The sequence below is a fragment of the Pseudomonas sp. MIL9 genome, from assembly GCF_016887925.1.
In the GTDB taxonomy this organism is placed as follows: domain Bacteria; phylum Pseudomonadota; class Gammaproteobacteria; order Pseudomonadales; family Pseudomonadaceae; genus Aquipseudomonas; species Aquipseudomonas mohnii.
Window position 1 is genome coordinate 1 of record NZ_JAFEHE010000007.1, and the last position, 25,474, is coordinate 25,474.

The window sequence follows — 25,474 nt, forward strand, 5'->3', positions numbered from 1 at the left end:
TCCGATGCCAGAGGTCTGGCATCGGATTTTCTAGGAAGCCCGGCTTTGACTCAAATGCTTAAGTGAACAGCATTACGCGAAGTGCGGGCTTTTTTTCGCCTGGAGAAAAGAATGCGCGCCTCACCCAAGGCCAGTGGGACGCCCTGATGAGTTTCACCTGCAACCTGGGCGCGGCAAACCTTGGGTCGTCCAATCTGATGCGTCGACCGGTTGGGTCGACAGCCTAGCGTTTCAAGTTGAGCGGATGTCACTGCCACCTGATGCAAATGGCACGCTATGACAGTGCATCCGTTTTTGGACGAGACGTTAAATGATGAAGTCCCGGTTCGCCGCTGGAACGTTGTACTGAAGCGTCAGACGGTCGTCCCATCCATTGCCAGCCCGGAAAACTCCTGCATTGCATCCAGCAACGCCTCTCGGAAATACGCCTTCGACGCCCGATCGCAGAGGATGTGCAAGCTTGCCTGCTGCGCCGTACTTGAGTTGATCACGATCACGTTGATCCGCGCCGCTGAGGTTTGCGCCACCGTACCCGGGCCGAACGCCTGCGGGCTCAAGTCGACGCCGCAGAGTTTGGCCATCACCTCGCTCAGGTGTTCGCCCGTCAGTTGAAAGCAGGCGTGGCTGTCCTGACGCGGCAGCAGATAGTTGGCCTGGTGGTCCAGTTCCCACCGGGCTTCTTCGTCGGCGATGCGTTGGCCCTGATCTTCGGGACTGCCCAGCAGTAGGTACTCGGTCTGGGACAGGCGCGCTACCTGGCTGCCATCGGCTTGAATCACCGCGCGGTTGGGCGCATCTGGCAGGACGAAGCGGCGGCTGCGCAGGTACTCGGCACTGTGGGCGCCGCGGAAACCGACCCGGGGCAGGTCGGTCAAGTCGGCCAGGCGGCACCCCGGCAACGGTGTCAGGGCTTGCCGGGTGATGCTGTGTTGTTCTCTCAGACTGGTCATGACTCAAAGCTCCTGGCGTTGGTTGTCGGGATCGAAGAAGGGTAACTGCACCACCTCGGCCTGGACCACGATGCCACCCTCGACGCGGATTGGAATGCGCTGCCCCGGCGTGCTTTGGTCGATGCCGGCGTAAGCCAGGCCGATGATCTTGCCCAGGCTTGCGGAATATTCGCAGGAGGTGACGTTGCCGCTGATCTCCGGGCCGTTAAGCACCAGATGGCCTTCCAGCGGTTGCAGGCTGTCTTTGGGCAGGCTGAAACCCACCAGTTTGCGTTTCAGTGGTTGGGCTTCGAGGATATCCACCGAGCGCCGGCCGACGAAAAATGGCTTGTTGCGACTGACTGCCCAGCCCATGTCGATTTCTGCCGGATGGGTCATGCCATCGGTGTCCTGGCTGATGATCACATGGCCTTTTTCCAGGCGCAGCAGACGTTGGGTTTCGACGCCGAAGGGACGTATATCGTGTGCTTTCCCGGCCTCGATCAGCGCGTCCCAGAGTTTCAGCCCGTGGCGCGCGGGTACATGGATTTCATAACCCAGTTCACCGACGAACCCGACCCGCAATAACCTGGCCTTGATGCCGGCAACCGTACCCAGGCGGACGCCCAGATAAGGGAACGCTTCAGCGCTCAGATCCAGATCGGTACAGACTTTCTCCAGCACCCGGCGTGAATCCGGACCGGCAACATTGACCGCGCAAATGGCCGCGGTGACGTTGGCGACGTCCACGTCCAGGCGCCATTGTGCGTTCCACTTGAGCATTTGCTGATAGATACGGTCGACGCCGCTGGTGGTGGCGGTGACGTAGAAATGGTTCTCGGCGAAACGAGCGCACACACCGTCATCGATCACGACCCCATGTTCATTGGTCATCAGCGCATAGCGCGAGCGGCCGACCGGCTGCTTGAGGAAGGCAAAGGTGTACATGCGGTTGAGCAGTTCGGCGGCATCCGGGCCTCGCACGTCGAGACCGCCCAGCGTCGACACATCGATAATCCCGACCTTGTTGCGCACATGCAGTGCTTCGGCCTGCATACAGGCGTCGCGATCCCTGGCAGTGCCATAGTAGGCCGGCCGCTGCCAGATCCCGGCGGGCATCATCTTCGCCCCGGCTTGTACATGCCGGGCATGCATCGGTGTTTGCCGGTACGGATCGAACGCTCGACCGGCCACGTGCGCCAGCTTTTCCGCCACAAACGGTGGGCGTGCCGTGGTAACTCCGGTTTCGCTGATGTTGCGCTGCGTTGCCCAGGCGACCAACCGCGCGGTTGGCAGCGCCGAGTGACGTCCCTGGGAGGGGCCCATGCCCACGGTGGAGTAACGCTTGACCAGTTGCACATCGCGATAGCCAATCCGGGTGGCATTGACGATGTCCGCCACTTGCAGGTCCTCGTCGAAGTCGACGAAGTCCTTGCCCTTGGGGTGGGGGAAGATCGGCCAGTTGAAGTTGACCCGAACCTCGCTGCCCAATGGTGCGCGTTGTGCGCTGACTGCCAGCCCTAGCGCGAGCGCGGCATCAGCGCCGGCATTCATGCCATCGGCGATCACGTTGTCGAGGCTGTGACGACCATTGACCGAGCCTGCGACCGCGAGGTTTTGCGGCAGGCCACTGAGGGTGAATTCGGCGCGCTGATCGTCGTAGGCGAGTTTGCCGCCCGCCTGACAGAGCAATTGATAGACCGGCATGTAACCGGCGGACATGCACAGCAAGTCGCAATCCAGGCGTTGTCCGCTTTCTGCGACCTGACCCTGGGCGGTGATCTTGCGCACCACGACGCCGTTGATATGACGCATGCCTTTCTCGTGCAGCGCTTCATACACGGTGCTGTTGCGCTGGCAAGGGATCTTGCGCTGAGCCAGTGCCTGCAGCATGGACTCATCGCCGGGACCATGACGCAAGTCCACCACGGCGGCGACTTCCACGCCCTGATCGTACAGATCCAGAGCGGCGAGGTAACCGTCATCATTACCCGTCAGCACCACCGCGCGTTTGCCCGGCTTGACCGCATACAACTTCATCAAGCGTTGCGCAGCGCTGGTCAGCATCACACCCGGCAAATCGTTGTTGCGAAACACCACCGGTTGGTCGAACGCGCCGCTGCACACCAGGCATTGGCGGGCACGCACCTTGTACATGCGCTTGCCCTGGATGACCGGCAGGTAGTTGTCGGTGAACCAGGCATTGCAGGTCGCGTCGGTCAGGATCCGGATATTGGCGTGTTGCTCCACCGCAGACAGCAGCTCGCGGCGCAGGTCTGTGGCTCTTTTGCCTTCGATATCGAAACGGGCATAGTTCAACGACCCTCCGAGAATCGGTTGTTGTTCAATGAGCAACACCTTCGCCCCGGCATTGGCCGCTGTCAGCGCCGCATGCAACCCGGCTGGCCCGGCACCGATCACGGCAATGTCGGTGAACAGGTAAGCCTTGTCGTAATACTCGGGCTGGAACTTCAGGTCGAGTACACCGAGGCCGGCCTTTTTGCGAATGATCGGCTCCCAGACTTTCCACATGCCCTTGGGCTTGTAGAAGGAGCGATAGTAAAAGCCCACCGGCATGAATTTGGAAAACTTGCCCAGGTAGGCGTCACGGTCGTTGTCCAGCGAGCCGTTGACGTTCTGCGCCGTGACCTGCAAACCGGCCGACAGCGCGTATGCATCGGCCAGCACATTTGGCTCCTGGGGCAATTGCACCAGGCTGTTGGCGTCTTGTCCGGCCATGGTCAGCGGGCCGCGCGGGCGGTGGTATTTGAACGAGCGCGAGATCAGGAAGCGACCATTGGCCAACAGGGCGCTGGCGATGCTGTCACCTTGCAGGCCTTGATAGCGATGACCGTCGAAACTGAAATCCAGCGGCTGATCACGGTCGATCAGCAGGCCCATCGGGGCGGGTAGGCGGTTCATCCTGCGATCTCCTTGGCGGCGCTGAAGTCGACGCGGGCGGTGAAAAGTTCTTTGGGGTCGAAGGTGCGAAGGATTTCATCGCTGACGGTGTGGCGCTCCGCCAGAAACCAGTAGCTCGACGGCGTATGCATCCACCACTCGCGTACCACTCCGGCGAGGTTGTCGGTGTTGAACACGTAGTCCGCCCATTCGGCATCGGTGCAGCGGACGGGATCGGGCATGGGCTTGAACTCGCCGCCATAAGTGAATTCGCTGATGTTGCGAGGCCCGTTGAGCGGGCAATTGATGATTTTCATGGTCCGCTCTCCGTCAGTGGCTGGCCGCCGTAGCGCCCATTTCGTTGACTTGCTGGAAGGTCGAAAAGCGCTCGAGGCCGAAAGGCTTGATCAGATCCGGCACCTTGCCGCCGCTGGCCACCAGTTCTGCCATGGTCTTGCCGCAGATCGGTGTAGCCTTGAAACCCCAGGTGCCCCAACCGGCGTCTAGGTAGTAATTTTTCACCGGCGAAAGCCCCATGATCGGGCTGTAATCCGGGGTCATGTCGGTGATCCCGGCCCATTGGCGCATCAGCTTGGCGTTGGCCAGAAACGGGAACATTTCGATGGCGTGCGCCAGCAGGCTCTCCTTCAGATCAAGCGTGGAGCGGGTGTTGAACAGCGGATAAGGATCGGAGCCGCCGCCGAACACCACCTCGCCACGGCTGGTCTGCTGCACGTAGCAATGCAGCGCCGAAGAGCTCACCAGCGGATCAAGGAACGGTTTGAATGGCTGAGTGACCATCGCTTGCAGCGGAAAGGTCTGGATCGGCGAACGAATCCCGGCCTTGGCCATCAGCAGCGAACTGTGCCCGGCGATGGCCTGCACGGCGCAGCCGCACTTGATGGTGCCTCGATTGGTCTTGACCGCCGTGATCGCGCCGTTCTCGATGATCAGGTCCTGAACTTCGGTGAGTTGATGGATCTCCACGCCGCGTTTGGCCGCCTGCTTGGCGTAACCCCAGGCGACGGCGTCGTGTCGCGCGGTGGCGCCGTCGATGTGCCAGAGGCCCGCGATGACCGGCAGGTGACCAGGGTCGAGGTTGAGGCTGGGCACCAGTTCGCGAATCTGCTGGCGGTCGATCATTTCGCTGCGGCCACCGAAGTGCTTGTTGACCTCGGCCCGCTGACGGAACGAACGCACGGTGGCATCGGTGTGGGCCAGGGTCAGTTGGCCACGCTCGGAGTACATGATGTTGAAATCGAATTCGTTGGACAGGGACTGGAACATCCGCACCGACTCGGCGTAGAAACGCACGCCTTCGCTGGTCAGGTAGTTGGAGCGGATCACCGCCGTGTTACGTGCGGTATTGCCACCGCCCAGATAGGACTTCTCCAAGACCGCGATATTGGTAATGCCGTGGTACTTGGACAGGTAATAGGCGGTGGCCAGGCCGTGGCCGCCGGCACCGATGATCACCACGTCATAGCTGGGCTTGAGTTCCCGGGGCGGCGGTAGATCGACTTCCACCGGGTACTCCGAACTCAGCCCGTACTTCAATAGATTGAACGGCATAGGGCCTCCGATTGGCTGCGTTGCGCCTGATGTTGCATCCGGGCTGCGGTTACGGTGTTTTTCATCAAAAAGGCAATAGTCATCGGGCCGACGCCACCGGGAACCGGGGTGATCGCCGCGACGTGGGGCAGGGCGCTGTCGAAATCGACGTCGCCCACCAGACGGCTGCGGCCCTGGTCGTCGATGCGGTTGATGCCGACATCAATGACCACGGCGCCGGGTTTCAGCCAGCTGGCGTCGATCAGTTTCGGCCGCCCTGCGGCGGCGATGACGATGTCGGCCTGACGGCACAAGGCCTGTGGGTCCGGGCTGCGCGAATGCAGCACGGTCACTGAGCAATCGGCCTTGAGCAGCAGGGCGGCCATGGGTTTGCCGACAATATTCGAGCGGCCGATCACCACGGCGTGTTTACCGCGCAGATCGCCGCAGGTTTGCTCCAGCAGGTACAGGCAGCCGCTGGGTGTGCAGGGGGCGAGCACCGTGCGGCCCTGGCTGAGGCCACCGACGTTTTCACTGTGAAAACCATCGACGTCCTTGGCCGGGGCGATGGCCTCCAGGGCGCGCAATTCATCGATGTGAGCCGGCAACGGCAATTGCAGCAAAATGCCGTTGATCGAACGGTCGGCATTCAGCGTGGCAATCAGGTTCAGCAGTTGTTCGGTGCTGGTGTCGCTGGACAGTCGATGCTCCACGGAGCGAATGCCCACCTCTTCGGCGCGCAGGATTTTGTTGCGCACGTAAACCTGGCTGGCCGGGTCGCTGCCCACCAGAATCACCGCCAGGGCCGGTTGAATGTCTCGCTCGCGCAGGCCGTCCACGTCCTGGCGGACCTGAAGCAGAACGCGGGCGGCGGCGGCTTTGCCGTCAATCAGTCTGGGCGTGTTCATCGAAAGATCACCGTTCTGTCCTGGTTGAGGAAAACCCGGTGTTCCAGGTGGTACTTGACCGCCTTGGACAGGGCCACGGTTTCGGTGTCACGACCGGTGGCGACCAGGTCGTCCGGCAGATAGACGTGATCGACGCGCTGCACTTCCTGTTCAATGATTGGCCCTTCGTCGAGGTCGCTGGTGACGTAGTGCGCCGTAGCGCCGATCAGCTTCACCCCGCGCTGGTAGGCCTGGTGATAAGGCTTGGCACCTTTGAACCCCGGCAGGAACGAGTGATGGATGTTGATCGCCCGGCCCGAGAGTTGCTTGCACAGGTCATCGGAAAGGATCTGCATGTAGCGCGCCAACACCACCAGTTCGGTGCCGGTGTCGTCGACAACTTTCATCAGCTCGGCCTCCTGACGGGCCTTGGTGTCTTTGGTCACCGGCAGATAGATGAAGCGGATGCCCTCGCGCTCGGCCATGGGCCGCAGGTCCAGGTGGTTGGAGACGATGGCGGTGATGGTCATGTCCATCTCTCCCTTGTGGTAGCGGTAGAGCAGGTCGGTCAGGCAGTGGTCGAACTTGCTGACCATCAGCAGTACACGCATCGGTTCGCGGGTGTCGTGCAGTTCCCAGGTCATGTCGAATGCCTTGGCGACGTCGCTGAAGCCTTCCTTGATCTGCTGGATATCACCCAAGTGGCCGTCGTTGAAACGGAACACGGCGCGCATGAAAAAACGGCCGCTGAAGTCGTCGTCGAATTGCGCCATCTCCCCGATGTAGCAACCGTTGTCTGCCAGGTAGGTGGTGACGGCCGCGACGATACCGGACACTGCGGGACAGGTGATCTTGATGATGAAATGGTTTTTTTCGTGTTGCATGACACGTCCTCGGGAAGATGGCGGCAGCTCATCGCATAGCGAAAAAAACAGGGCAAACAGCGATCTCGTCCATGAGTGAGTTTTCTTATGGGGAATAAAATATTCCTGAAGTTGGCTTTATAGGGGAATGCCCGCGCCGCGTCCAGAATTTTTGTGAAAGTTTTTTAACTGGCAGGAAAACGCCTGAGGCCGACACAGGTCGGCCTCAGGGTTGGAATCGAAGGGGAGTGGGGCGGGGATTATTCTTTGTCGTTGCCGTAATTCATGATCGACAGCAGGCGGATCGGCACTTGCACCAGTTGTTCCGGGCCATGGGGGATTTCCCCTTCGAAAGTCAGGCTGTCACCAGCTTCCATGCGGTACAGCTGATTGCCATGGCGATAGATCAGTTCGCCTTCGAGCAGGTGGAGAAACTCGGTGCCCGGATGGGAGAAGGTCGGAAACTCCTCGCTGGCGTCGTCCATGCTCACCATGTAGGCCTCGAAACTCTTCTTCGGCCCGCGCGTGTGATTGAGCAGATGGTAGGTATGGCCTTTCTCGGTTCCGCGGCGAACCACTTCCATCCCTTGATCGGCCTTGACCAACTGCGCGCTGCCGTCTTGCTGGTCGTATTCACTGAACAGCTTCGACAGCGGCAGGCCGAGCACATCGCACAGGCGGCTCAGGGTATCGAGGCTGGTGGAGACCTGGGCGTTTTCAATTTTGCTCAACATGCCCTGGCTGATGTCGGCAATTTTCGCCACGTCGGACAATTTCAGGTCCTGCGCCTGGCGCTGGCGTTTGATTTGCAAACCCAGGTATTGCTCAAGCTTGAGGCGCGGGGCAGTTTCGGTCGGCATAGTCTTTAGATCCTGCACACTTTCTGTTCAGTAATATTAGTTTCGCACTGAGAAAGTGCAAATCACGGCGTTCCTTTCCATCCCGGTGGGCGATATTCCCGCCGGGAAAAGAATATTCCCATATATACAGCACAAAAGCGCTGGTTACGGCACTTCGGCTTTTCATTCGCGATTCTGGCAAGGGCCTTGCATTCCTGTTGGGAAACTTACTTTCTTTTCAGGAATATCAAAGGAAAGTGACACCCATCCCCAATGATTTGCCCTTTTTCGCCAGGAGTGACGAGCAATGTTGCCAGCAGAAACCCAGCGCATCATCGACAAGCACGGGATCAAGTATGTGCTTGCGCAGTTTGTCGATATCCATGGTTCGGCCAAAACCAAATCGGTGCCGATCTGTGGACTCAAGGCCGTGGCCGAGGACGGCGCAGGTTTTGCCGGATTCGCCATCAGTGGCATGGGCATGGAACCCCACGGCCCGGACTTCATGGCCCGTGGCGATTTGTCCACGCTGATGCCTGTGCCCTGGCAACCGGGTTATGGCCGGATCGTGTGCATCGGTCATGTCGACGGCAAGCCGCATCCTTATGACAGCCGTTACGTGCTGCAGCAGCAGGTTCGTCGCCTGGAAGACAAGGGCTGGACGCTCAACACCGGCCTGGAGCCCGAGTTCAACCTGATGCGCCGTGACGAGCAGGGCAAACTGCAGCTGGTCGATGCCAGCGACAACCTGGACAAGCCTTGCTACGACTACAAAGGCCTGTCGCGCTCCCGGGTGTTCCTCGAACGCCTGACCGAGGCGTTGCAGGCGGTGGATTTCGAGGTCTATCAAATCGACCACGAAGACGCCAATGGCCAGTTCGAGATCAATTACACCTACAGCGACGCCATGACCTCGGCGGATCGATTCACGTTCTTTCGCATGGCCGCCGGCGAGATCGCCAATGACCTGGGCATGATCTGCTCGTTCATGCCCAAGCCTGACCCGAAACGCGCCGGCAACGGCATGCACTTTCACCTGTCGATCAGCAGCGCCGAGAACAAGAACCTGTTCTTTGATGCCAGCGACCCGAGCGGCATGGGGCTGTCGAAAATGGCCTATCACTTCGCCGCCGGCCTGCTTGCCCATGGTCCGGCGCTCTGCGCTTTCGCCGCACCGACGGTCAACTCCTACAAGCGTCTGGTGGTGGGCCACTCGTTGTCCGGCGCGACCTGGGCGCCAGCCTTTATAGCGTTCGGCGCCAACAACCGTTCGGCGATGGTGCGGGTGCCCTACGGTCGCCTGGAATTTCGCCTGCCGGACGCCGGTTGCAATCCTTATCTGGTCAGCGCGGCGATTATCGCCGCGGGCCTCGACGGTATCGACCGCCAGCTGGAAATCGACCACGTCTGCAATGAAAACCTCTACAGCCTGAGCCTTGAGCAGATCGCTGCGAAGGGCATCAAGACCCTGCCGCAATCGCTCAAGGAAGCCTGCGACGCGCTGGAAGCCGACCCGCTGTTTGCCGAAGTGATGGGGCCGCAGATCGTTGGCGAATTCATCAAGCTCAAGCGCATGGAGTGGGTGGAATACAGCCGCCACGTTTCCGACTGGGAAGTGCAGCGCTACACCGAATTTTTCTAGGCGCCAGCCGGCGCGCCCAACCGAACCATCTCGCAGCTTGAAACTTGCGGCTGCCGAACGTAGTGAGGACTGTTGTCATGTGTGGAATCGTAGGCCTTTACCTGAAAAACCCGCAGCTGGAATCCCGGCTCGGCCAGCTCTTCGAACCGATGCTGCAGGCCATGACCGATCGTGGCCCGGACAGTGCAGGCTTCGCCATTTATGGCGATGAAGTGGCCGATGGCTGGGTCAAGCTGACCTTGCAGGCGACCACCGAAGCCTTCGACTGGAAAACCCTGATGGGCGCGCTCGAAGGCCGTCTGGGCTGTTCGCTGGACTGGTTTCAGAACGCCAGCGCCGCCGTATTGAAGATCCATTCGGAAGAAGCGCCAGTCCGTCTGGCCCTTGCCGAACTGGCCCCGAGCGTTCGCATCATGAGCGCCGGGCAGAGCATCGAAATCCTCAAGGGCATGGGCTTGCCCCAGGAAATTTCCCAACGCTTCGGCCTGGCCAGCATGAAGGGCAGCCACATCATCGGCCACACCCGCATGGCCACCGAAAGCGCGGTGACCATGGAAGGCAGCCATCCGTTTTCCACCGGCGCCGACCTGTGCCTGGTGCACAACGGTTCGCTGTCCAATCACTTTCGCCTGCGCCAGGAACTCAAGCGCGAAGGCATCCATTTCGAAACCGACAACGACACGGAAGTGGCCGCCGGCTACCTGACCTGGCGCCTGCAACAAGGCGACTCGCTCAAAGAAGCGCTGGATCATTCGCTGGAGGACCTGGACGGCTTCTTCACGTTCGCCATTGGCACCCGCAATGGCTTTGCGGTGATCCGCGACCCGATTGCCTGCAAACCGGCGATTCTCGCCGAGACCGACGATTACGTCGCCATGGCCTCCGAATATCAGGCGCTGTCGAGCCTGCCGGGTATCGAACACGCCAGGATCTGGGAGCCGGCACCGGCCACCCTGTACATCTGGGAACGCGAGTCAGCTTAAGGAGCGCACACATGAAAACCATCGATCTTTCCACTGCCACCGTGCGTGACCTCAATCAGGCGCTGCATGACCAGGCCAACAACGTCGAAGACCGCGAGTGGGTGGTGACTCATTCCAACGGCAAGCACAACCTTGCAGTTGGGGTGAACCAGGCCGTGTCCATCGATATCCAGGGGCACGCCGGCTACTACTGCGCGGGCATGAACCAGAAAGCGTGCATCACCGTGCATGGCAATGCCGGTGTCGGCGTCGCGGAAAACATGATGTCGGGCATGGTGCGGATCAAGGGCAGTGCGTCCCAGGCCGCAGGCGCCACCGCCCATGGCGGGTTATTGGTGATCGAAGGCGATGCCGGTGCCCGTTGTGGAATTTCCATGAAAGGCATCGACATTGTGGTCGGCGGCAGCATCGGTCACATGAGCTGCTTCATGGGCCAGGCCGGACGCCTGGTGGTGTGTGGCGATGCCGGCGATGCCCTGGGCGATTCGCTGTACGAAACCCACATCTATGTGCGGGGTACCGTCGCTTCCCTGGGCTCGGACTGCATCGAAAAAGAGATGCGCGCCGAACACCTGGAAGAACTGCAAGTTTTGCTCAACCGCGCCGGTTTCGAGCACAAACCGTCTGAGTTCAAGCGCTACGGCTCGGCCCGTCAGTTGTACAACTTCAAAGTCGATAACGCGTCCGCGTACTGATCCACGCGAGGAGAACAGATATGAGCGACAAGACCACTCCAGTGCTGCGCGAGTCAGCTACCTTCGACCGCCTGACCATCCAGGAAATCCAGCGCGCTGCGGAAACCGGCATCTACGACATTCGCGGCGGCGGCACCAAGCGCAAATTGCCGCACTTCGACGACTTGCTGCTGCTCGGCGCCAGCGTGTCGCGCTACCCGCTCGAAGGCTATCGGGAGAAGTGTGGCACTGATGTGATCCTCGGCAACCGGTTCGCCAAGAAGCCGATTCACCTGAAGATTCCGGTGACCATCGCCGGCATGAGCTTCGGTGCTTTGTCGGCCAATGCCAAGGAGGCCTTGGGCCGTGGCGCGACCATCGCGGGCACCAGCACCACCACCGGTGACGGCGGCATGACCCCGGAAGAACGCGGCCAGTCGCAGCATTTGGTCTATCAGTATTTGCCATCGCGCTATGGCATGAACCCGGACGATCTGCGCAAGGCCGACGCCATTGAAATCGTCCTGGGGCAGGGCGCCAAACCCGGTGGCGGCGGTATGTTGCTGGGGATGAAAGTCACCGAGCGCGTGGCCGGCATGCGCACGTTGCCGATCGGTGTCGACCAGCGCAGCGCCTGCCGTCACCCGGACTGGACCGGGCCGGATGACCTGGCGATCAAAATTGCCGAGATCCGGGAAATCACCGATTGGGAAAAACCGATCTACGTGAAAATCGGCGCGAGCCGGCCGTACTACGACGTCAAGTTGGCGGTAAAAGCCGGGGCTGACGTGATCGTGCTCGACGGCATGCAAGGCGGCACTGCAGCAACTCAGGAAGTGTTCATCGAACACGTCGGGATCCCGATTTTGTCGGCCATTCCGCAAGCGGTACAGGCTTTGCAAGAGATGGGCATGCATCGCAAGGTTCAGTTGATCGTTTCCGGAGGGATTCGCAACGGTGCCGACGTCGCCAAGGCGATGGCGCTCGGTGCGGATGCAGTGGCCATCGGGACGGCGGCGCTGATTGCCTTGGGCGATAACCATCCACGCCTGGACGAGGAACTGAAGAAAATCGGCTCGGCCGCCGGTTTCTACGATGACTGGCAGAACGGCCGCGACCCGGCCGGTATCACCACGCAGGACCCGGAACTGTCCAAGCGCCTGGACCCGGTGGAAGGTGGTCGCCGTCTGGCCAACTACCTGCGCGTCATGGTGCTGGAGGCACAGACCATGGCCCGGGCCTGCGGCAAGTCGCACCTGCACAACCTCGATCCCGAGGATCTGGTGGCATTGACGGTGGAGTCGGCGGCCATGGCGCGGGTGCCGCTGGCGGGAACCAACTGGGTTCCGGGCGCTGGGTACTGAGACGAAACCTGTGGGAGCGAGCCTGCTCGCGATAGCGGTGTATCAGTCAGCTAAAAGGCTGCTGAACCAACCCCATCGCGAGCAGGCTCGCTCCCACAAGTCCTGTTCATGGCACTTATATTCGAGAGGCCGAAAAGGCCCGTGTCTCATTCTTAATTGCTCGCTGCCAGACACTTTCCATTCTTTTGCAGGAGCTTTGAACATGATCAATCGTCTTCTCGGCAAAACCCTTCTCGGCGTACTGGCGGCCGGCGCACTCGCGCCGCTCGCCCAGGCGGCCGATGCACCCACCTTGAACACCGGCAGCACCGCCTGGATGGTGACCGCCACGGTGCTGGTGCTGTTCATGTGTCTGCCGGGCCTCGCATTGTTTTATGGCGGTCTGGTGCGGGCGAAAAACATGCTCTCGCTGTTTACCCAGTGCTTCGGCATCGCCGGCCTGGTCGGCGTGCTGTGGGTGATCTATGGCTACAGCATGGTGGTCGACAGTACCGGCATGGTTGAGGGGCAGGTGACGTTCAACAGTTTTGTCGGTGGCTTGAGCCGGGCCTTTCTGGCCGGCATGACCCCGGATAGCCTGGTCGGTGATATCCCGGAAGGCGTGTTTGTCACCTTCCAGATGACCTTCGCGATCATTACCCCGGCGCTGATTGCCGGTGCATTCGCCGAGCGCATGAAGTTCTCGGCAGCGCTGTGGTTCATGGCGCTGTGGTTCACCCTGGTTTATGCGCCCGTCGCCCACATGGTCTGGGGTGGTTCGGGCGCCTTGATGCATAACTGGGGCGTTCTTGATTTTGCCGGCGGCACTGCGGTGCATATCAATGCCGGCGTCGCTGCCTTGGCCGCGTGCCTGATTCTCGGCAAGCGCAAGGGCTACCAGAATGCGCCGATGCCGGCCCACAACCTGAGCCTGACCATGACCGGTGCGGCGATGCTCTGGGTGGGCTGGTTCGGCTTCAATATCGGTTCCGGCGGCGGTCTCAATGGCACTTCGGGCATTGTCATGCTCAACACCCAACTGGGTGCCTGCGCGGGGATTCTCGGCTGGATGTTCACGGAGTGGTTCAAGGTCGGCAAGCCGAGTGCTTTGGGCCTGGCCAGCGGTGCCTTGGCCGGTTTGGTCGGCATTACCCCGGCCTGTGCGTATGTGGGCGTAGGCGGCGCGTTGGCCATCGGTCTGCTGTGCGGGGTGTTCTGCTACCTGAGCGTCACTGTGCTGAAACGCCGCTTCGGTTATGACGACAGCCTCGACGTGTTTGGCTTGCACGGCATCGGCGGCATGATTGGCGCGGTATTGACCGGCGTGTTCTGCGTGCCGTCCCTGGGCGGGTTGGTGGAAGGCGTGAGCATGGGCGCTCAGGTCGTGGCGCAGATCAAGGGCGTGTTGCTGACGACGGTGTACTGCTTCGCCATCAGCTGGATCATTCTCAAGGTGATCAACGCCGTCATCGGCTTGCGTGCCGATGAATCGGTGGAGGACATGGGGCTGGATCTGGCTGAACACAACGAGAGTGCCTACAACCACTGATCGTTGCTATTGAATGACACGGCCCACCTTCGAGTGGGCCGTTTTCGTGGTGCTCAGTTCAACGCTGCATCACTGATCGACTTTCGCTAGCGCGCTTGGGCGGCACGCTGCAATTGACTGGCGATCAGGGTGTTCTTCAGCAGATACGCAATGGTCATCGGCCCCACGCCTCCCGGAACCGGCGTGATCGCACTGGCAACAGTGCGTGCACTGGCGTAGTCGACATCGCCCACCAAATGATTGCCGCGTTCGTCGGTGATGCGATTGATGCCGACATCGATCACCACCGCTCCGGGTTTGAGCCAGCTGGCATCGATCAGCCGTGGCCGACCCACCGCTGCAACGACGATGTCCGCCAGTCGACACAGCGCCGGGGCATCGACGCTGCGCGAGTGGACCACGCTGACCGAGCAGTTGGCCTGCAACAGCAAGGTCGCCATGGGTTTGCCGACAATGTTCGAGCGGCCGATGACTACCGCGTGCATGCCGCTCAAGTCACCGCAGGTTTCGTGCAGCAGGCGCATGCAGCCGCTGGGTGTGCAGGGGGTCAGTACTTCGATGCCTTGCACCAGGCCGCCGACGTTTTCCCGATGGAAGCCGTCCACGTCCTTGATCGGATCAATGGCATGAATCACCGCTCCTTCGTCGATATGGACCGGCAATGGCAGCTGCACCAGGATGCCGTTCACCGTGGCATCGGCATTCAGTTGCGCAATCAGTTCCAGTACTTGCGCCTGGCTGGCGGTTTCCGGCAGACGGTATTCAAGAGAGCGGATCCCTACGTCCTTGGCCCGCAGCAGTTTGTTGCGCACGTAGACCTCGCTGGCCGGGTCTTCACCGACCAGCAGCACGGCCAGGGCGGGGTAAATCTGCTGTCCGGCCAGGATCAGAACCTCTTCTCGAACTTCGTCGAGAACCTGGGCAGAGATGGCTTTGCCGTCGATAACGCGGGCAAGAGCGGGGGTGGTGCTGAGCAAAATAGTCACCGTCGTCTTGATTGATAGGGGGGGGCGAAATGATCATCGAGGCGTCGTTGCGCCCCGATGATCCATCAGAGACCTGCAGGCAAGGGCGCTCAGGCTACCAGTTGATGGCAACCGTACACCACCAGTACACCGGCGATCAGCGTGGCATAAGGCAACCAGCCAGCGCGTTTTTGACCGGCATCGGCCTGAATGTACAGGTCGCTGAGCATTGCTTCCGGGAAGCGCCCTTTGTCCTGCACGTAGTGCCGGTAGCAGAACACCGGAAGAATCAACAGCGCCAGCAACAGGCCGGTCACCAGGGTTCCGGCGCCCCAGATATCGGCTCCCAGCCCCATGCACGCCAGGTTGACGAAGCTCAGGACGCCACCCGCGGCCAAGAGCACGGTCGGGGCCTTGTACGGGCGTATCCAGTCGGGACGGTCCAGGCGATGGATCCAGCCGGCATTGAGGTTGAGGAAGTTGAAGATGATGTAGCTGACGTTGGACGCGGCCAGAACGAACACGTAATCGGACATCAGCAACAGCAGCAGGTTGAACGACAAGTCGGTCCACATCGCTGCGGTAGGCGCGCCGTGTTCGTTGGTGCGGCCCAGGTATTTCGGCAGCCAGCCATCGACCGACGCCTGATACAGGGTGCGCGAGGAGCCGGACATCGAGGTCATGATTGCCAGCAGCGTGGCCAGGACCAACATGATCAGCACGATATTGGCCACCAGCTTGCCGCCACCGATGCTGTCCGCCATGACCTGCCCGACGCCCATGCCGCTGTAGATCGCGGGTGACAGCAGACCGCTGTAGACCGCCGGTGTGACCACCGCGCCGCTGGCATCGAGCACCGCCGGGGTCACCAACTGCCCAAGACCGAGGCTGCCCTGGAATGCCAGGGGCACCAGGGTGAACACCAGAATGCACAGCAGGCCGGCGTAGAAGATCGCCTTGAAGGTGTCACGCTTGGGGTCCTTGAATTCCCGGGTGTAGCACACGGCGGTTTCGAAGCCGTAAGTGGACCATGCGGCCATGAACAGGCCGCCGGCCATTAACGACCAACCGGACATGTCCCAAGGCCCGTCGATCACTTGTCCGGCCGCGTCATGGGCCAGCGGGTACAGGGGCAGGAAGTTGGCCTGGGCCGCGTCCCCGGTGAACAACGGCACCACACCCACCAACAACAGAGGTATCAGCGAGGTCACCCCAAGCACCAGCGTCAGGCGTGCCGAGCGCAAGATGCCGCCATGCTGCACGGCGAACACGGTCAGTAGAATCAACAGGCCGATGGCGAATGTCGCGTTGATCCGCAGCGACAGGCCGCTCTTGACCCAACCCAGGTCAAGCAGAGTCAGTTGCCAGGTATTGATCAGCGCATCAGCGGGGAACAAGGCGGTGAGGATGTAACCGGCTGCCAGCCCCGAGCCAATGGACAAAACCGGGGACCAGGCCAGCCAGTTGCACCACACCGAGACCGGTGCGATCAGTTTGCTGTAACGCACCCAGGCCACCGCGCCGTAGACGGAGGCACCGCCGGACTTGTGCGGGAACAGTCCGGCGATTTCGGCATAGGTGAAGGCCTGGATGAAGCCGAACAGGATCGACACGATCCAGACGATCCAGGCCGGTTTGCCGACCGTGGCGGCGATCGCGCCGATAGAGAACAGCACCAGGGCGGGCACGCCACTGGCAACCCAGAACGCCCCGCGCCAATCGATCTTGCGCTGCAGGTTGCCCACTGAATCGGCGGCCTGCGGTACGGCCTCGAACGTAGTCGCTTCCATCTTCGTATTCCCATGTCTGAAAAAAAGCAGGACCCTGTAGGAGCGAGCCTGCTCGCGATGGACAACCAGGCACCGCGAACAGTCAGGCAACCCGCGTTATCGTTGACGTTCATCGCGAGCAGGCTCGCTCCTACAGGTGTGTATGGGCAGTCAAAAGGTTGATCAACTGCGCACCCGGCTCTTGTCCGGGTCGTAGAAAATCGCGGCGGTGACCGTGGCGCTGATGCGCTTCTGCAGGCCATCGATTTTGCCGATCTCCAACGCTGTGCCGACATCGGCGCAGGCCACGTCGACCCGGCACAGCGCGAGGTTGCTGCCCAGCAGCGGTGAGCGGCAGGCACTGGTGACGACGCCGACCTGGGCCCGGCCGCGGTACACCGGGTCGCCGTGGTGGGCGCCTTCGTTACCGCTCAGTTGCAGGCCCACCAGTTTGTGAGCGGGATGGGCACTGCGCCGTAACAGGGCGTCGCGACCGATGAAGTCATCGGTTTTGCTTTTTAACGGCACACTAAAACCGATGCCCGCTTCAAAGGGGTCGGTCTGGTCGCTGAACTCGTAGCCGGCAAAAATCAGCCCGGCTTCGATGCGCAGCATGTCCAGGGCCTCCAGACCCAGTGGCACCAGGCCCAAGGGCTGGCCCAGAGCCCAGATCCGGTCCCAGACCCGTTCGGCATCCTCGGGCTGGCACCAGACTTCGTAGCCCAGTTCGCCGGTGTAGCCGGTGCGCGAGACCATCAGCGGGCAACCGTCGTAACCGTCCAGGCGGCCTACAAGAAAACGGAACCAGCCCAGTGTCTCCAGACTCGGCTGGTTGGGCGCGGTCCAGACCATCTGTTTGAGCAACTCGCGGCTCATCGGGCCTTGCACCGCCAGGTTATGGATCTGCTCGCTGGCGGATTTGATCCAGACCTTCATGCCGAGTTTTTGCGCCTGCTCGCGCAGCCACACCCCGGCGTAGTCTTCGCCGCAGATCCAGCGGAAATTGTCCGGGCCCAGGCGCAGCAGGGTACCGTCGTCGAGCATACCGCCGTGTTCGTGGCACATCGCCGAGTACACCACTTGACCCACCGCCAGACGCCGCACGTCGCGGGTCAGGCAGTACTGCAACAAGGCTTCGGCGTCGGGGCCGATGATTTCGAATTTGCGCAGGGCGGTCAGGTCCATCACCGCCACTCGCTCGCGGCAACCGAGGTATTCCTCGATCGCGCCATAGCCGTCATAGCGCAGCGGCAGCCACCAGTTGCGGTAGTCGGTGAAGCTGCCGGTCAAGGCGCTGGTGCGTGAGTGGAACGCGGACTCACGGGTCAGAATCGGGTCGGCATCAGCCGTGGGTCGAGTGCTCATGGCGATGGAAAAACGCTCCTTTTCGCTGTAGAGGCGGACATGGATATCGGTGGGGTTCCAGCCATTGGCCGGGTCGATGTCATCCGGGCACGAAGTACTGCCGCACACCAAGTCGGTCATGGCGCGCAGCAGCACGTAGTCGCCGGGACGCGACCAGGGTTCGTCCAGGGTCATCTGCTGGTGTGCGTCGATCCCGGTATTGAAGAAAAAATTGATCGCCGGCCAGCCATTGCGGGCCTTGACCCCATGGGACGCGAGCACGCGGCTGAGGTTGTCGCTGCAGTTGTCGTGCCCGAAGTAGCCATGGCTCTCGTAATAGCGCGCGGCACAGGCCAGGGCGAAGGAGTCGTGGCGGCCGACGGTGTCGCGCACCACCTCCAGCATCGGTTGCATCTGCCGGTCGAAAAACTTTGAGAACAATCCCGGTGCCGGGTAGGCGCTGCCGTTCAGGGTGCGGGTCACGGTCTGGTCCAGGTCCAGTTCCAGACCGCGATCCAGTGCCCGTCGATCCAGAGCGACGAAGTCCGAGCACTGGCGACCGGCGACATCCAGCACCTGCACATACTGACCTTTGCCAACGGTGTAACTGTGGGCGGTGCCGGCGCCGAGGGTGAACTCGTCGAGCAACTCGCCCAAGGGATCGGGCAACGCGGGAAGCAGCAGCGGCGAGGGGTTGGCCCGAGTCACCAGCAGCCGCAGCTCGCTGGGCCGGTATTGCCGGTCAACGGCGGTCGGTCCGTCGGGGGCCGCGACGATCACCAGTAGCTCATCGCTGGCGACGAAGCGGCGGCTGAAGTCGGCAGGGCTGTCCTCGTCCCAGAGTGAGGCGGCGCTGGGCAGCTGTTGGGGATCCATCGCGCGCCGGATCAGGGCCTGGCCAATGCGCCGCGACTGCAAGGTCGGTTTGGCGAGCTGCGCGCTGATGAAACCGCAGTCCGTCGAACCGCTCAGTGCCCAGGCCGCCAGGGCGCTGCGACCGAGCCTATCCACGGCCAGCAATTGGCAAGGTTGCCGGCCTTCGAGGTCGATCACTTGCAGGCTGTCGCCAGGCTGCAACGCGACAAGGGTCAGGCCGCCGGCGGCCACCCGATAACGCTCCAGGGCCGGGGCCCGGGCAAAGAGTCCGGGTTCCCGCGGGCGGGAAACACGAGGTGCGTTCATGGTGAGGCTCCCGGGTCAACCGATCGATTTGACGGACATCGGCGGTTCAGCGAGGTACGCCGCCATGGAGTCGTCAAGGGCATGCAGCCAGGGCGTGTGGTGGGGGGGCGATTGGGTGCCGGTCATCAGCGATCGGTAGGACTTGTCGCGGTAACCCATGATGTCGTGGGCCTTGTCGTGCTTCCAGTGCATGAAGGTGTCGTTGACCGCGGCGATATCGAAGTTCGGGTAGTCGGTGGCGTCCACCAGGTGCTGGATATAGGCCCCCTGGTATTCGAACATCTGCTGGTTGGTTTCAAGCTGCTGTTCACGGGCATGCCATTGCTGGCTATCGGCGGCTCGTTGTGCCTGGTCGGGCAGGGCGATGCGTTGCAGGATCACGTCGCGGGCGTACCAGGCCTGGGCGTCGAACATGTTGAACGAGTACCACTGGTCCTGCATGCCGAGGTAGATCAGTTGCGGGTTGGGCTCCCAGAAAATGCCTTTGTAGAGGTTCATCGGCCATAGCCGATTGTCGGTCTTGAGGCGCAGTTCATCCGGCAGGAACGGGAAGTGATGTTGGTAGCCGGTGCAGAGGATCACCGCATCGATGTGCTTGTGGGTGCCGTCGATAAAGTACGCGCGGTTTTTTTCCAGGCGCTGCAACAGCGGTTTTTCTTCCCAGTTGGCGGGCCAGTCATAGCCCATGGGCGCGGTGCGATAGCAGCTGGTGATGCTGCGGGCGCCGTACTTGTAGCACTGTGAACCGATGTCTTCGGCGGAATAGCTGCTGCCGATGATCAACAGATCCTTGCCCTTGAACTCCAGCGCCTCGCGGAAATCATGGGCGTGCAGGATGCGCCCGCCGAACTGCTCGAATCCGGGGAAGTACGGCACCTTCGGCGTCGAAAAGTGCCCGCAGGCGTTGATCACATAATCGAACTGTTCCGAGGTCCGGGTATCGCTGCCGTGGTCGTGGGCAACCACCGTGAAGCGGCGAGTCGCTTCGTCAAAGGTGACCTGGCGCACCACATTGTTGAAACGGATGTAGTCGCGAACCCCGGCTTTTTCGACGCGGCCCTTGATGTAGTCCCACAGCACTTCCCGTGGTGGATAGGAGCCGATGGGGCGGCCAAAATGTTCTTCGAAGGTGTAGTCGGCGAACTCCAGGCATTCCTTCGGGCCGTTCGACCACAGGTAGCGGTACATGCTGCCATGCACCGGTTCGCCGTTCTCGTCCAGGCCGGTGCGCCAGGTGTAATTCCACATGCCCCCCCAGTCTTGCTGTTTTTCATAGCAGACCAGTTCCGGGATGGGCGTTCCCTGGTCCCTGGCCGATTGAAATGCCCGCAGTTGAGCCATGCCGCAAGGGCCGGCGCCGATGATTGCAACGCGTGTGGTCATGGTCGTATCTCCTGGCTGTTGATCGGAAAAAGGGCTCGCTCAGCGAAAAATCACCGTCTTGTCCTGGTTGATGAACACCCGGTGTTCCAGGTGGTATTTCAGGGCTTTGGAAAGCGCTACGGTTTCGGTATCGCGGCCGATGGCAACCAGCGAGTCGGGCAGGTGGGTATGGTCGACCCGCTGGATTTCCTGCTCGATGATTGGCCCTTCGTCGAGGTCGCTGGTGACGTAGTGGGCAGTGGCGCCGATCAGCTTCACGCCACGGTCGTAGGCCTGGTGATAGGGTTTGGCACCCTTGAAACCGGGCAGGAACGAGTGATGGATGTTGATAGCCCGGCCGGACAGCTGCTGGCACAGGCCGTCGGACAGAATCTGCATGTAGCGGGCGAGCACCACCAGATCGGTCTGAGTGTCCTCGACGATGCGCATCAACTCGGCTTCCTGGCTGGCCTTGCTGTCCTTGGTGATTGGCAGGTAGATGAAGCGAATGCCTTCGCGTTCGGCCATGGCTCGCAGGTCCAGGTGGTTGGAGACCACGGCGGTGATGTGCATGTCCATCTCGCCTTTGCGGTGGCGGTACAGCAGGTCAGTCAGGCAGTGGTCGAACTTGCTGACCATCAGCAGCACCCGGGTCGGCTGACTGCTGCAGAACAGCTGCCATTGCATGTCGAAGCCGCAGGCCAGGTCGCCCAGATCCTCGCGCAGGGCACCGATATCGCCCTTCACGCCGGTGTTGAAGCGGAACACCGCGCGCATGAAAAATTGCCCGGTGAACTCGTCGTCGAATTGCGCCAGCTCGCTGATGTAGCACTGCTGTCCGGCCAGGCAGGTGGTGATCGCGGCAACGATGCCGGACGCTGCCGGGCAATTGATCTTGAGAATGTAATGTTCGTTGGTAGTGTCCATCGAGAGTCCCCTGGAGACAGTGGTTGGAGGCTCAGCCCTTGGCTGTGCGCTTGGTTTTTTCCGGGTCGTCGAAGGGCAGGGCGTGGGTCACGGCGGCGCTTTCCTGGCTGCCGCGCACCTGCAGGGCAATGCCTGGAATCGAGCAGGCGACGCTCATGCGGGCGATGGCCATGGAGCGTTTGCTCAGGCGTGAGTACATGCCGCAGGTGATCACCCCGACTTGCTGGTTGCCTTGCCACAGGGTGTCGCCGGCTTCAGCGGGACGGACGCCTTCGAGCAACACGCCGGTGATCTTGAAGCGCTCCTGGCCGCGCAACCGGAAGTGCTCGTCGGCGCCACGGAATTCGCGCTTGTCCGGGGAGACGGTGAAATCCAGGCCCATTTCCCACAGCGTGTCGCCCGCCTTCTGATCGGCGAAGGGGTACATCTGCGAGTTGTCGTAGGGGAAAAACATCAGCGAGCTTTCCACCCGCAACCAGTCCAGGGCGGTAAAGGCGCAAGGGATGATGCCCAGGCCCGCGCCCTGTTCGAGGATCGTGTCCCACAGCGCCGGGGCATCGGCGGCCTTGCAGAAAATCTCGTAGCCGCGTTCGCCGGTATAGCCGGTGCGGGAGATCATCACCGGGCGATCGAACAGGCGGGTTTGCAGGTGATGGAAGTAAGGCAGTTGACGGATCCCGGGGACGTGCTCGGCGAGAAAGTCCACCGCCAGCGGCCCTTGCAGCGACAGATCGTGCAGGTCGTCATCGAACAGCACCGCCACTTGCCGGCCCTGGGATGAGCGCACCAGCATTTCGTGGCCGTTGCCGGCACCGTGCACCACCATGAACGCGTTGGGGCCGGTGCGGTAGACGATGCAGTCATCGACGAACTTGCCGTCCTCGTCGAGCATCGAGGCGTACACCGACTTGCCGGGGTAGAGCTTGGCGATGTCGCGGGTGGTGGCCCATTGCAGCAGGCTCTCGGCGTGGGGGCCGACGTAATGGACTTTTTTCAGCCCGGACACATCCATCAGTCCGGCCCGGGTGCGAATCGCCTGATGGTGATCGGCCAGGTCGCTGTCGTAGGTCCAGGCAGTGCCCATGCCGTTCCAGTCTTCGAGGTTCGAGCCGAGAGCGCGGTGCCGTTCGGCCAGTGCAGAAATACGCCATGAATGCGTCATGTGAAGATCCTTGTCGGTGAAAGTGGGTCAGGGTTCAGGCCGGGTCGAAGCGGCTCAACCACTCGACCAGGGTCTGTCGGTAGCGGCTCATGCCCTTGTAGTCGGCGATCGGCTCGGGCAGGTCGCGCAGCACACGGTGCAGGCGGCAGCCCCAGCCGGGCTGGGTGACCAGCTCCTGCAGGCTGATCAGGTAGGTGCGGATGCTGAACATCACCGCGTTGCTGCGCGGCAGACGGGCCATCACTTGCAGCTCCACGCGCAGATGCACCTGTTGCCCGACGTTCTCGGCGGTGATGCGGCCGCGGTCGGCGCCCCATTCATGGAACGTCTCGGGGGAGGAGTCCAGGCGCGGGTTGATGGTCAGCGTCCAGTTCAGACGCCGCACCGGCTGCCCCGTTTGCAGGTTGAGCAGGTATTTCAGCGCGCGGTCGAAGATGCCCATCTGGTGGGCCATGGGCACTGGCGAATGCCACTGTTTGAAACTCATGCCGGCGTCGAAGGCCAGGGACCAGTCGGCCGGGCTGGTGACCAGGCCGGCGTCCATGTACAGATCGCCGTCGCGTTGATCGAGCAGGGCGAAATCCCCCTGCACCTGTCGGCCGATGAACTCCAGCGGCTCGCAGGGCAGGCTGGTGGCATCACCGAACACAAAGTGCTGATCGATGTTCAGCAGCGTGTTGCGCCAATGCCAGTGGTCACCTTCACGTTCCAGGGAGAACCACTGCGGATAATCCGCGGCCAGGTGCTCCATGAGCATCTGCAGCGCATCCCAGGCCGCCACTTGCATGTGCGGCAGCACCAGGTAGCGGCGCGGATCCTTGTCCAGCACCAGGGCGCGTTCGGCCATTTCCGAGCGGTAGTGTTCGTCGATGTCGAACCCGTGCTGGTAAACCGAGCCGGGATCCCGGGAGGTCGCCGGTTCGATGTTCACCGAATACAGGTAGCTGTCCTCGGTGAAGGGAAAAGGAAAACGCCGGATGGCGGCGGGGCTGTTGCGAAAGCTGAAATCGTCTCGATAGCTCTGCACGGGGCTTGATTGAATGGTCATGGTCGACTCCTAAAGATCCAGCGAAACGCAAGGGCTGCCGCGGGAGACGCAGGGCATGAGAAAGTCAGCCTGCTCGGCGGGGCTCAGGAAACTGTCGCGGTGTTCGATGTCGCCGCCCACGTGACGGGTCATGCACTGGCCGCAGACCCCGCCGCGGCACAGGTTGGGGATCTGCAGCCCGGCGGATTCCAGGGCTTCGAGCAGGCTTTGTTCGGCGCCGACCCGCAGGCGCCGACCGCTGCGCAGCAGTTCCAGGTCGAAGGGTTGGCCTGGTTGTGGGGCATTGAAGGCTTCCCAGTGCACCCGGCCGGGCGGCCAGCCAAGTGCCTTGGCCTGTTGCCGAACCGCGTCGAGCAACGGTTGCGGGCCGCAGGTGTAAAGGTGGCTGCCCAGCGGTCGATCACGCAGGATCCGGCGCAGGTCCGGGCGGCTGGCGTAGGTGTGCAGGCGCGACCCCAACCGCTGTTGCAACGCCTCGACATAGGCATCGCTCAGGCCCGGACGACAGAGGTAGTGCAATTCGAAGTCGGCCTTGCGTTGTTCCAGGGCCGCGATGTAGGCCATGAACGGCGTGATGCCGATGCCGCCGGCGATCAGGATGTGCAGGCTGGCGGTCGAGTGCAGGGCGAACAGATTGGCCGGTGGCGAAATCTGCAGCGTGTCCCCGACCCGGACCTGCCGATGCAGGTACTGCGAGCCGCCGCGGGAGGTCTCCTGCAGGCGTACGGCGATGCGGTAATGCTGGTTGTCCGCCGGGTCGCTGGTGAGTGAATAGGCATTGCGCAGCTTGCCCTCGGCCAGTGGCAGGTGAACCTGTACATGACTGCCGGGGGAGAACGCCGGCAGGGGCCCGGAGCACGCTTGCAGGGTGAATTCGCGCACCACTGGGGTCAGCATTCTCGCCGCGCTGACCCGAACTTCGATTACGGCGCTCATGACCGGACTCCGGCATAAGGCTGGTCGGGGTTGGTGCAAACGCCGAGGTACGCCCCCAGGCGGCGGGAAAAGTGCTCCCGGACTTCCAGCCTTACATCGCAACCGATGCAGATCAGCAGCGACTCCGCCCCGGTGGCCTGGGTCAGGCCGCAGTGCACGCAATACACCAGGCGCGCACCGGCAATCGTGCGGGTGATGTCGATCTCGTCATTTTCCAGTCCGGCGCTGCGGGCCTCGCCGTGGATGCGCCAGATAAAGGCCTCGTCGCCCATGATGTAGAGATGGCTGCCGACCGTGGCGCTGACCAGCACCTGTTGCAGGCGGCGGGAAAAGTCGGCGTTCTCGCCATTCAGCACCAAGGGCTGTTCCAGTTCCCCGACAACGGACGAGCAGGCGGCCGCCGATTGCATGACCACGATGTGTCGGGTGACGCTTGAACGAGGCAGCGGCGGGCGATAGCGCGGGAGGCTGTGAAGTCGGTCCGGGGCGGCGCTGTGTCTATCCGTCATGTGGGCTTTCCTGGCTGTTCCGCGCCTGTCGAAGGGCGAGAAAGGTGGCGTTGGATCGGGAATTTGTTTCCTGGTGGGGAAGATACTTTCCTATGGGGAAAATCTTCTC

The 25,474-nt window shown here is 61.8% G+C and carries 21 protein-coding genes; 5 read left to right on the forward strand and 16 right to left on the reverse strand.

Annotation, left to right across the window (positions count from 1 at the left end):
• Positions 1 to 353 precede the first annotated feature (353 nt).
• The 7 genes from JQF37_RS09340 to JQF37_RS09370 all read right to left on the reverse strand — a co-directional run bounded on the left by JQF37_RS09340 (position 354) and on the right by JQF37_RS09370 (position 7,991).
• On the reverse strand, positions 354 to 950 hold the full coding sequence (locus JQF37_RS09340; RefSeq protein ID WP_130207755.1) for a sarcosine oxidase: 597 nt from the start codon (positions 948 to 950) through the stop codon (positions 354 to 356).
• Between the two features lie 3 nt (positions 951 to 953).
• Positions 954 to 3,851 carry a 2Fe-2S iron-sulfur cluster-binding protein gene (locus JQF37_RS09345; protein WP_130207757.1) on the reverse strand — a complete coding sequence of 966 codons (2,898 nt, stop codon included), beginning with the start codon at positions 3,849 to 3,851 and terminating at the stop codon, positions 954 to 956.
• Positions 3,848 to 4,147: a sarcosine oxidase subunit delta gene (locus JQF37_RS09350; protein WP_047530859.1), complete on the reverse strand. Its 300-nt coding sequence runs from the start codon at positions 4,145 to 4,147 to the stop codon at positions 3,848 to 3,850. The genes JQF37_RS09345 and JQF37_RS09350 overlap by 4 nt, the downstream gene beginning before the upstream one ends.
• Positions 4,148 to 4,160: 13 nt before the next feature.
• Positions 4,161 to 5,402 (reverse strand): FAD-dependent oxidoreductase, encoded by a 1,242-nt coding sequence (locus JQF37_RS09355; protein ID WP_130207759.1) that lies wholly within the window; start codon positions 5,400 to 5,402, stop codon positions 4,161 to 4,163.
• On the reverse strand, positions 5,384 to 6,289 hold the full coding sequence (folD, locus tag JQF37_RS09360) for a bifunctional methylenetetrahydrofolate dehydrogenase/methenyltetrahydrofolate cyclohydrolase FolD (RefSeq protein WP_130207761.1): 906 nt from the start codon (positions 6,287 to 6,289) through the stop codon (positions 5,384 to 5,386). The genes JQF37_RS09355 and folD (JQF37_RS09360) overlap by 19 nt, the downstream gene beginning before the upstream one ends.
• On the reverse strand, positions 6,286 to 7,152 hold the full coding sequence (gene purU / locus JQF37_RS09365; protein WP_047530853.1) for a formyltetrahydrofolate deformylase: 867 nt from the start codon (positions 7,150 to 7,152) through the stop codon (positions 6,286 to 6,288). The genes folD (JQF37_RS09360) and purU (JQF37_RS09365) overlap by 4 nt, the downstream gene beginning before the upstream one ends.
• Positions 7,153 to 7,391: 239 nt before the next feature.
• Positions 7,392 to 7,991: a helix-turn-helix domain-containing protein gene (locus JQF37_RS09370; RefSeq protein ID WP_008003699.1), complete on the reverse strand. Its 600-nt coding sequence runs from the start codon at positions 7,989 to 7,991 to the stop codon at positions 7,392 to 7,394.
• Between the two features lie 286 nt (positions 7,992 to 8,277).
• Here JQF37_RS09370 and glnT point away from each other — a divergent pair, with 286 nt between their 5' ends.
• From glnT to JQF37_RS09395, 5 genes are all read left to right on the forward strand, one after another.
• Complete coding sequence (gene glnT / locus JQF37_RS09375) at positions 8,278 to 9,612, forward strand: type III glutamate--ammonia ligase (RefSeq protein ID WP_090463297.1); 1,335 nt, start codon at positions 8,278 to 8,280, stop codon at positions 9,610 to 9,612.
• A 77-nt stretch (positions 9,613 to 9,689) separates the two neighbouring features.
• Positions 9,690 to 10,595, forward strand: coding sequence for a glutamine amidotransferase family protein (locus tag JQF37_RS09380; RefSeq protein ID WP_103405583.1), 906 nt, complete (start codon positions 9,690 to 9,692; stop codon positions 10,593 to 10,595).
• Between the two features lie 11 nt (positions 10,596 to 10,606).
• Positions 10,607 to 11,290, forward strand: a complete 684-nt coding sequence (locus JQF37_RS09385; protein ID WP_103405582.1) for a protein glxC — start codon at positions 10,607 to 10,609, stop codon at positions 11,288 to 11,290.
• A 20-nt stretch (positions 11,291 to 11,310) separates the two neighbouring features.
• Complete coding sequence (locus tag JQF37_RS09390) at positions 11,311 to 12,633, forward strand: FMN-binding glutamate synthase family protein (protein WP_130207763.1); 1,323 nt, start codon at positions 11,311 to 11,313, stop codon at positions 12,631 to 12,633.
• 202 nt (positions 12,634 to 12,835) lie between these two features.
• On the forward strand, positions 12,836 to 14,161 hold the full coding sequence (locus tag JQF37_RS09395; RefSeq protein WP_047530841.1) for an ammonium transporter: 1,326 nt from the start codon (positions 12,836 to 12,838) through the stop codon (positions 14,159 to 14,161).
• 86 nt (positions 14,162 to 14,247) lie between these two features.
• On the opposite strand, the gene folD (JQF37_RS09400) is transcribed toward JQF37_RS09395, so the two are convergent.
• The 9 genes from folD (JQF37_RS09400) to JQF37_RS09440 all read right to left on the reverse strand — a co-directional run bounded on the left by folD (JQF37_RS09400) (position 14,248) and on the right by JQF37_RS09440 (position 25,365).
• Positions 14,248 to 15,138, reverse strand: coding sequence for a bifunctional methylenetetrahydrofolate dehydrogenase/methenyltetrahydrofolate cyclohydrolase FolD (gene folD / locus JQF37_RS09400; RefSeq protein ID WP_189340418.1), 891 nt, complete (start codon positions 15,136 to 15,138; stop codon positions 14,248 to 14,250).
• 98 nt (positions 15,139 to 15,236) lie between these two features.
• On the reverse strand, positions 15,237 to 16,916 hold the full coding sequence (locus JQF37_RS09405; protein ID WP_130207767.1) for an APC family permease: 1,680 nt from the start codon (positions 16,914 to 16,916) through the stop codon (positions 15,237 to 15,239).
• A gap of 162 nt (positions 16,917 to 17,078) precedes the next feature.
• On the reverse strand, positions 17,079 to 19,421 hold the full coding sequence (locus JQF37_RS09410) for an aminomethyltransferase family protein (RefSeq protein WP_204149621.1): 2,343 nt from the start codon (positions 19,419 to 19,421) through the stop codon (positions 17,079 to 17,081).
• A 15-nt stretch (positions 19,422 to 19,436) separates the two neighbouring features.
• Positions 19,437 to 20,804 carry an NAD(P)/FAD-dependent oxidoreductase gene (locus tag JQF37_RS09415; RefSeq protein WP_130207771.1) on the reverse strand — a complete coding sequence of 456 codons (1,368 nt, stop codon included), beginning with the start codon at positions 20,802 to 20,804 and terminating at the stop codon, positions 19,437 to 19,439.
• A 39-nt stretch (positions 20,805 to 20,843) separates the two neighbouring features.
• Positions 20,844 to 21,710, reverse strand: a complete 867-nt coding sequence (purU, locus tag JQF37_RS09420) for a formyltetrahydrofolate deformylase (RefSeq protein WP_130207773.1) — start codon at positions 21,708 to 21,710, stop codon at positions 20,844 to 20,846.
• A gap of 31 nt (positions 21,711 to 21,741) precedes the next feature.
• Positions 21,742 to 22,872 carry an aminomethyltransferase family protein gene (locus tag JQF37_RS09425; RefSeq protein ID WP_130207775.1) on the reverse strand — a complete coding sequence of 377 codons (1,131 nt, stop codon included), beginning with the start codon at positions 22,870 to 22,872 and terminating at the stop codon, positions 21,742 to 21,744.
• 34 nt (positions 22,873 to 22,906) lie between these two features.
• Complete coding sequence (locus JQF37_RS09430; protein ID WP_130207777.1) at positions 22,907 to 23,920, reverse strand: DUF3445 domain-containing protein; 1,014 nt, start codon at positions 23,918 to 23,920, stop codon at positions 22,907 to 22,909.
• 9 nt (positions 23,921 to 23,929) lie between these two features.
• Positions 23,930 to 24,856 (reverse strand): PDR/VanB family oxidoreductase, encoded by a 927-nt coding sequence (locus JQF37_RS09435; protein WP_130207779.1) that lies wholly within the window; start codon positions 24,854 to 24,856, stop codon positions 23,930 to 23,932.
• Positions 24,853 to 25,365: a dimethylamine monooxygenase subunit DmmA family protein gene (locus JQF37_RS09440; RefSeq protein ID WP_130207781.1), complete on the reverse strand. Its 513-nt coding sequence runs from the start codon at positions 25,363 to 25,365 to the stop codon at positions 24,853 to 24,855. Before JQF37_RS09440 ends, JQF37_RS09435 begins: the two co-directional genes overlap by 4 nt.
• Positions 25,366 to 25,474: the final 109 nt, after the last annotated feature.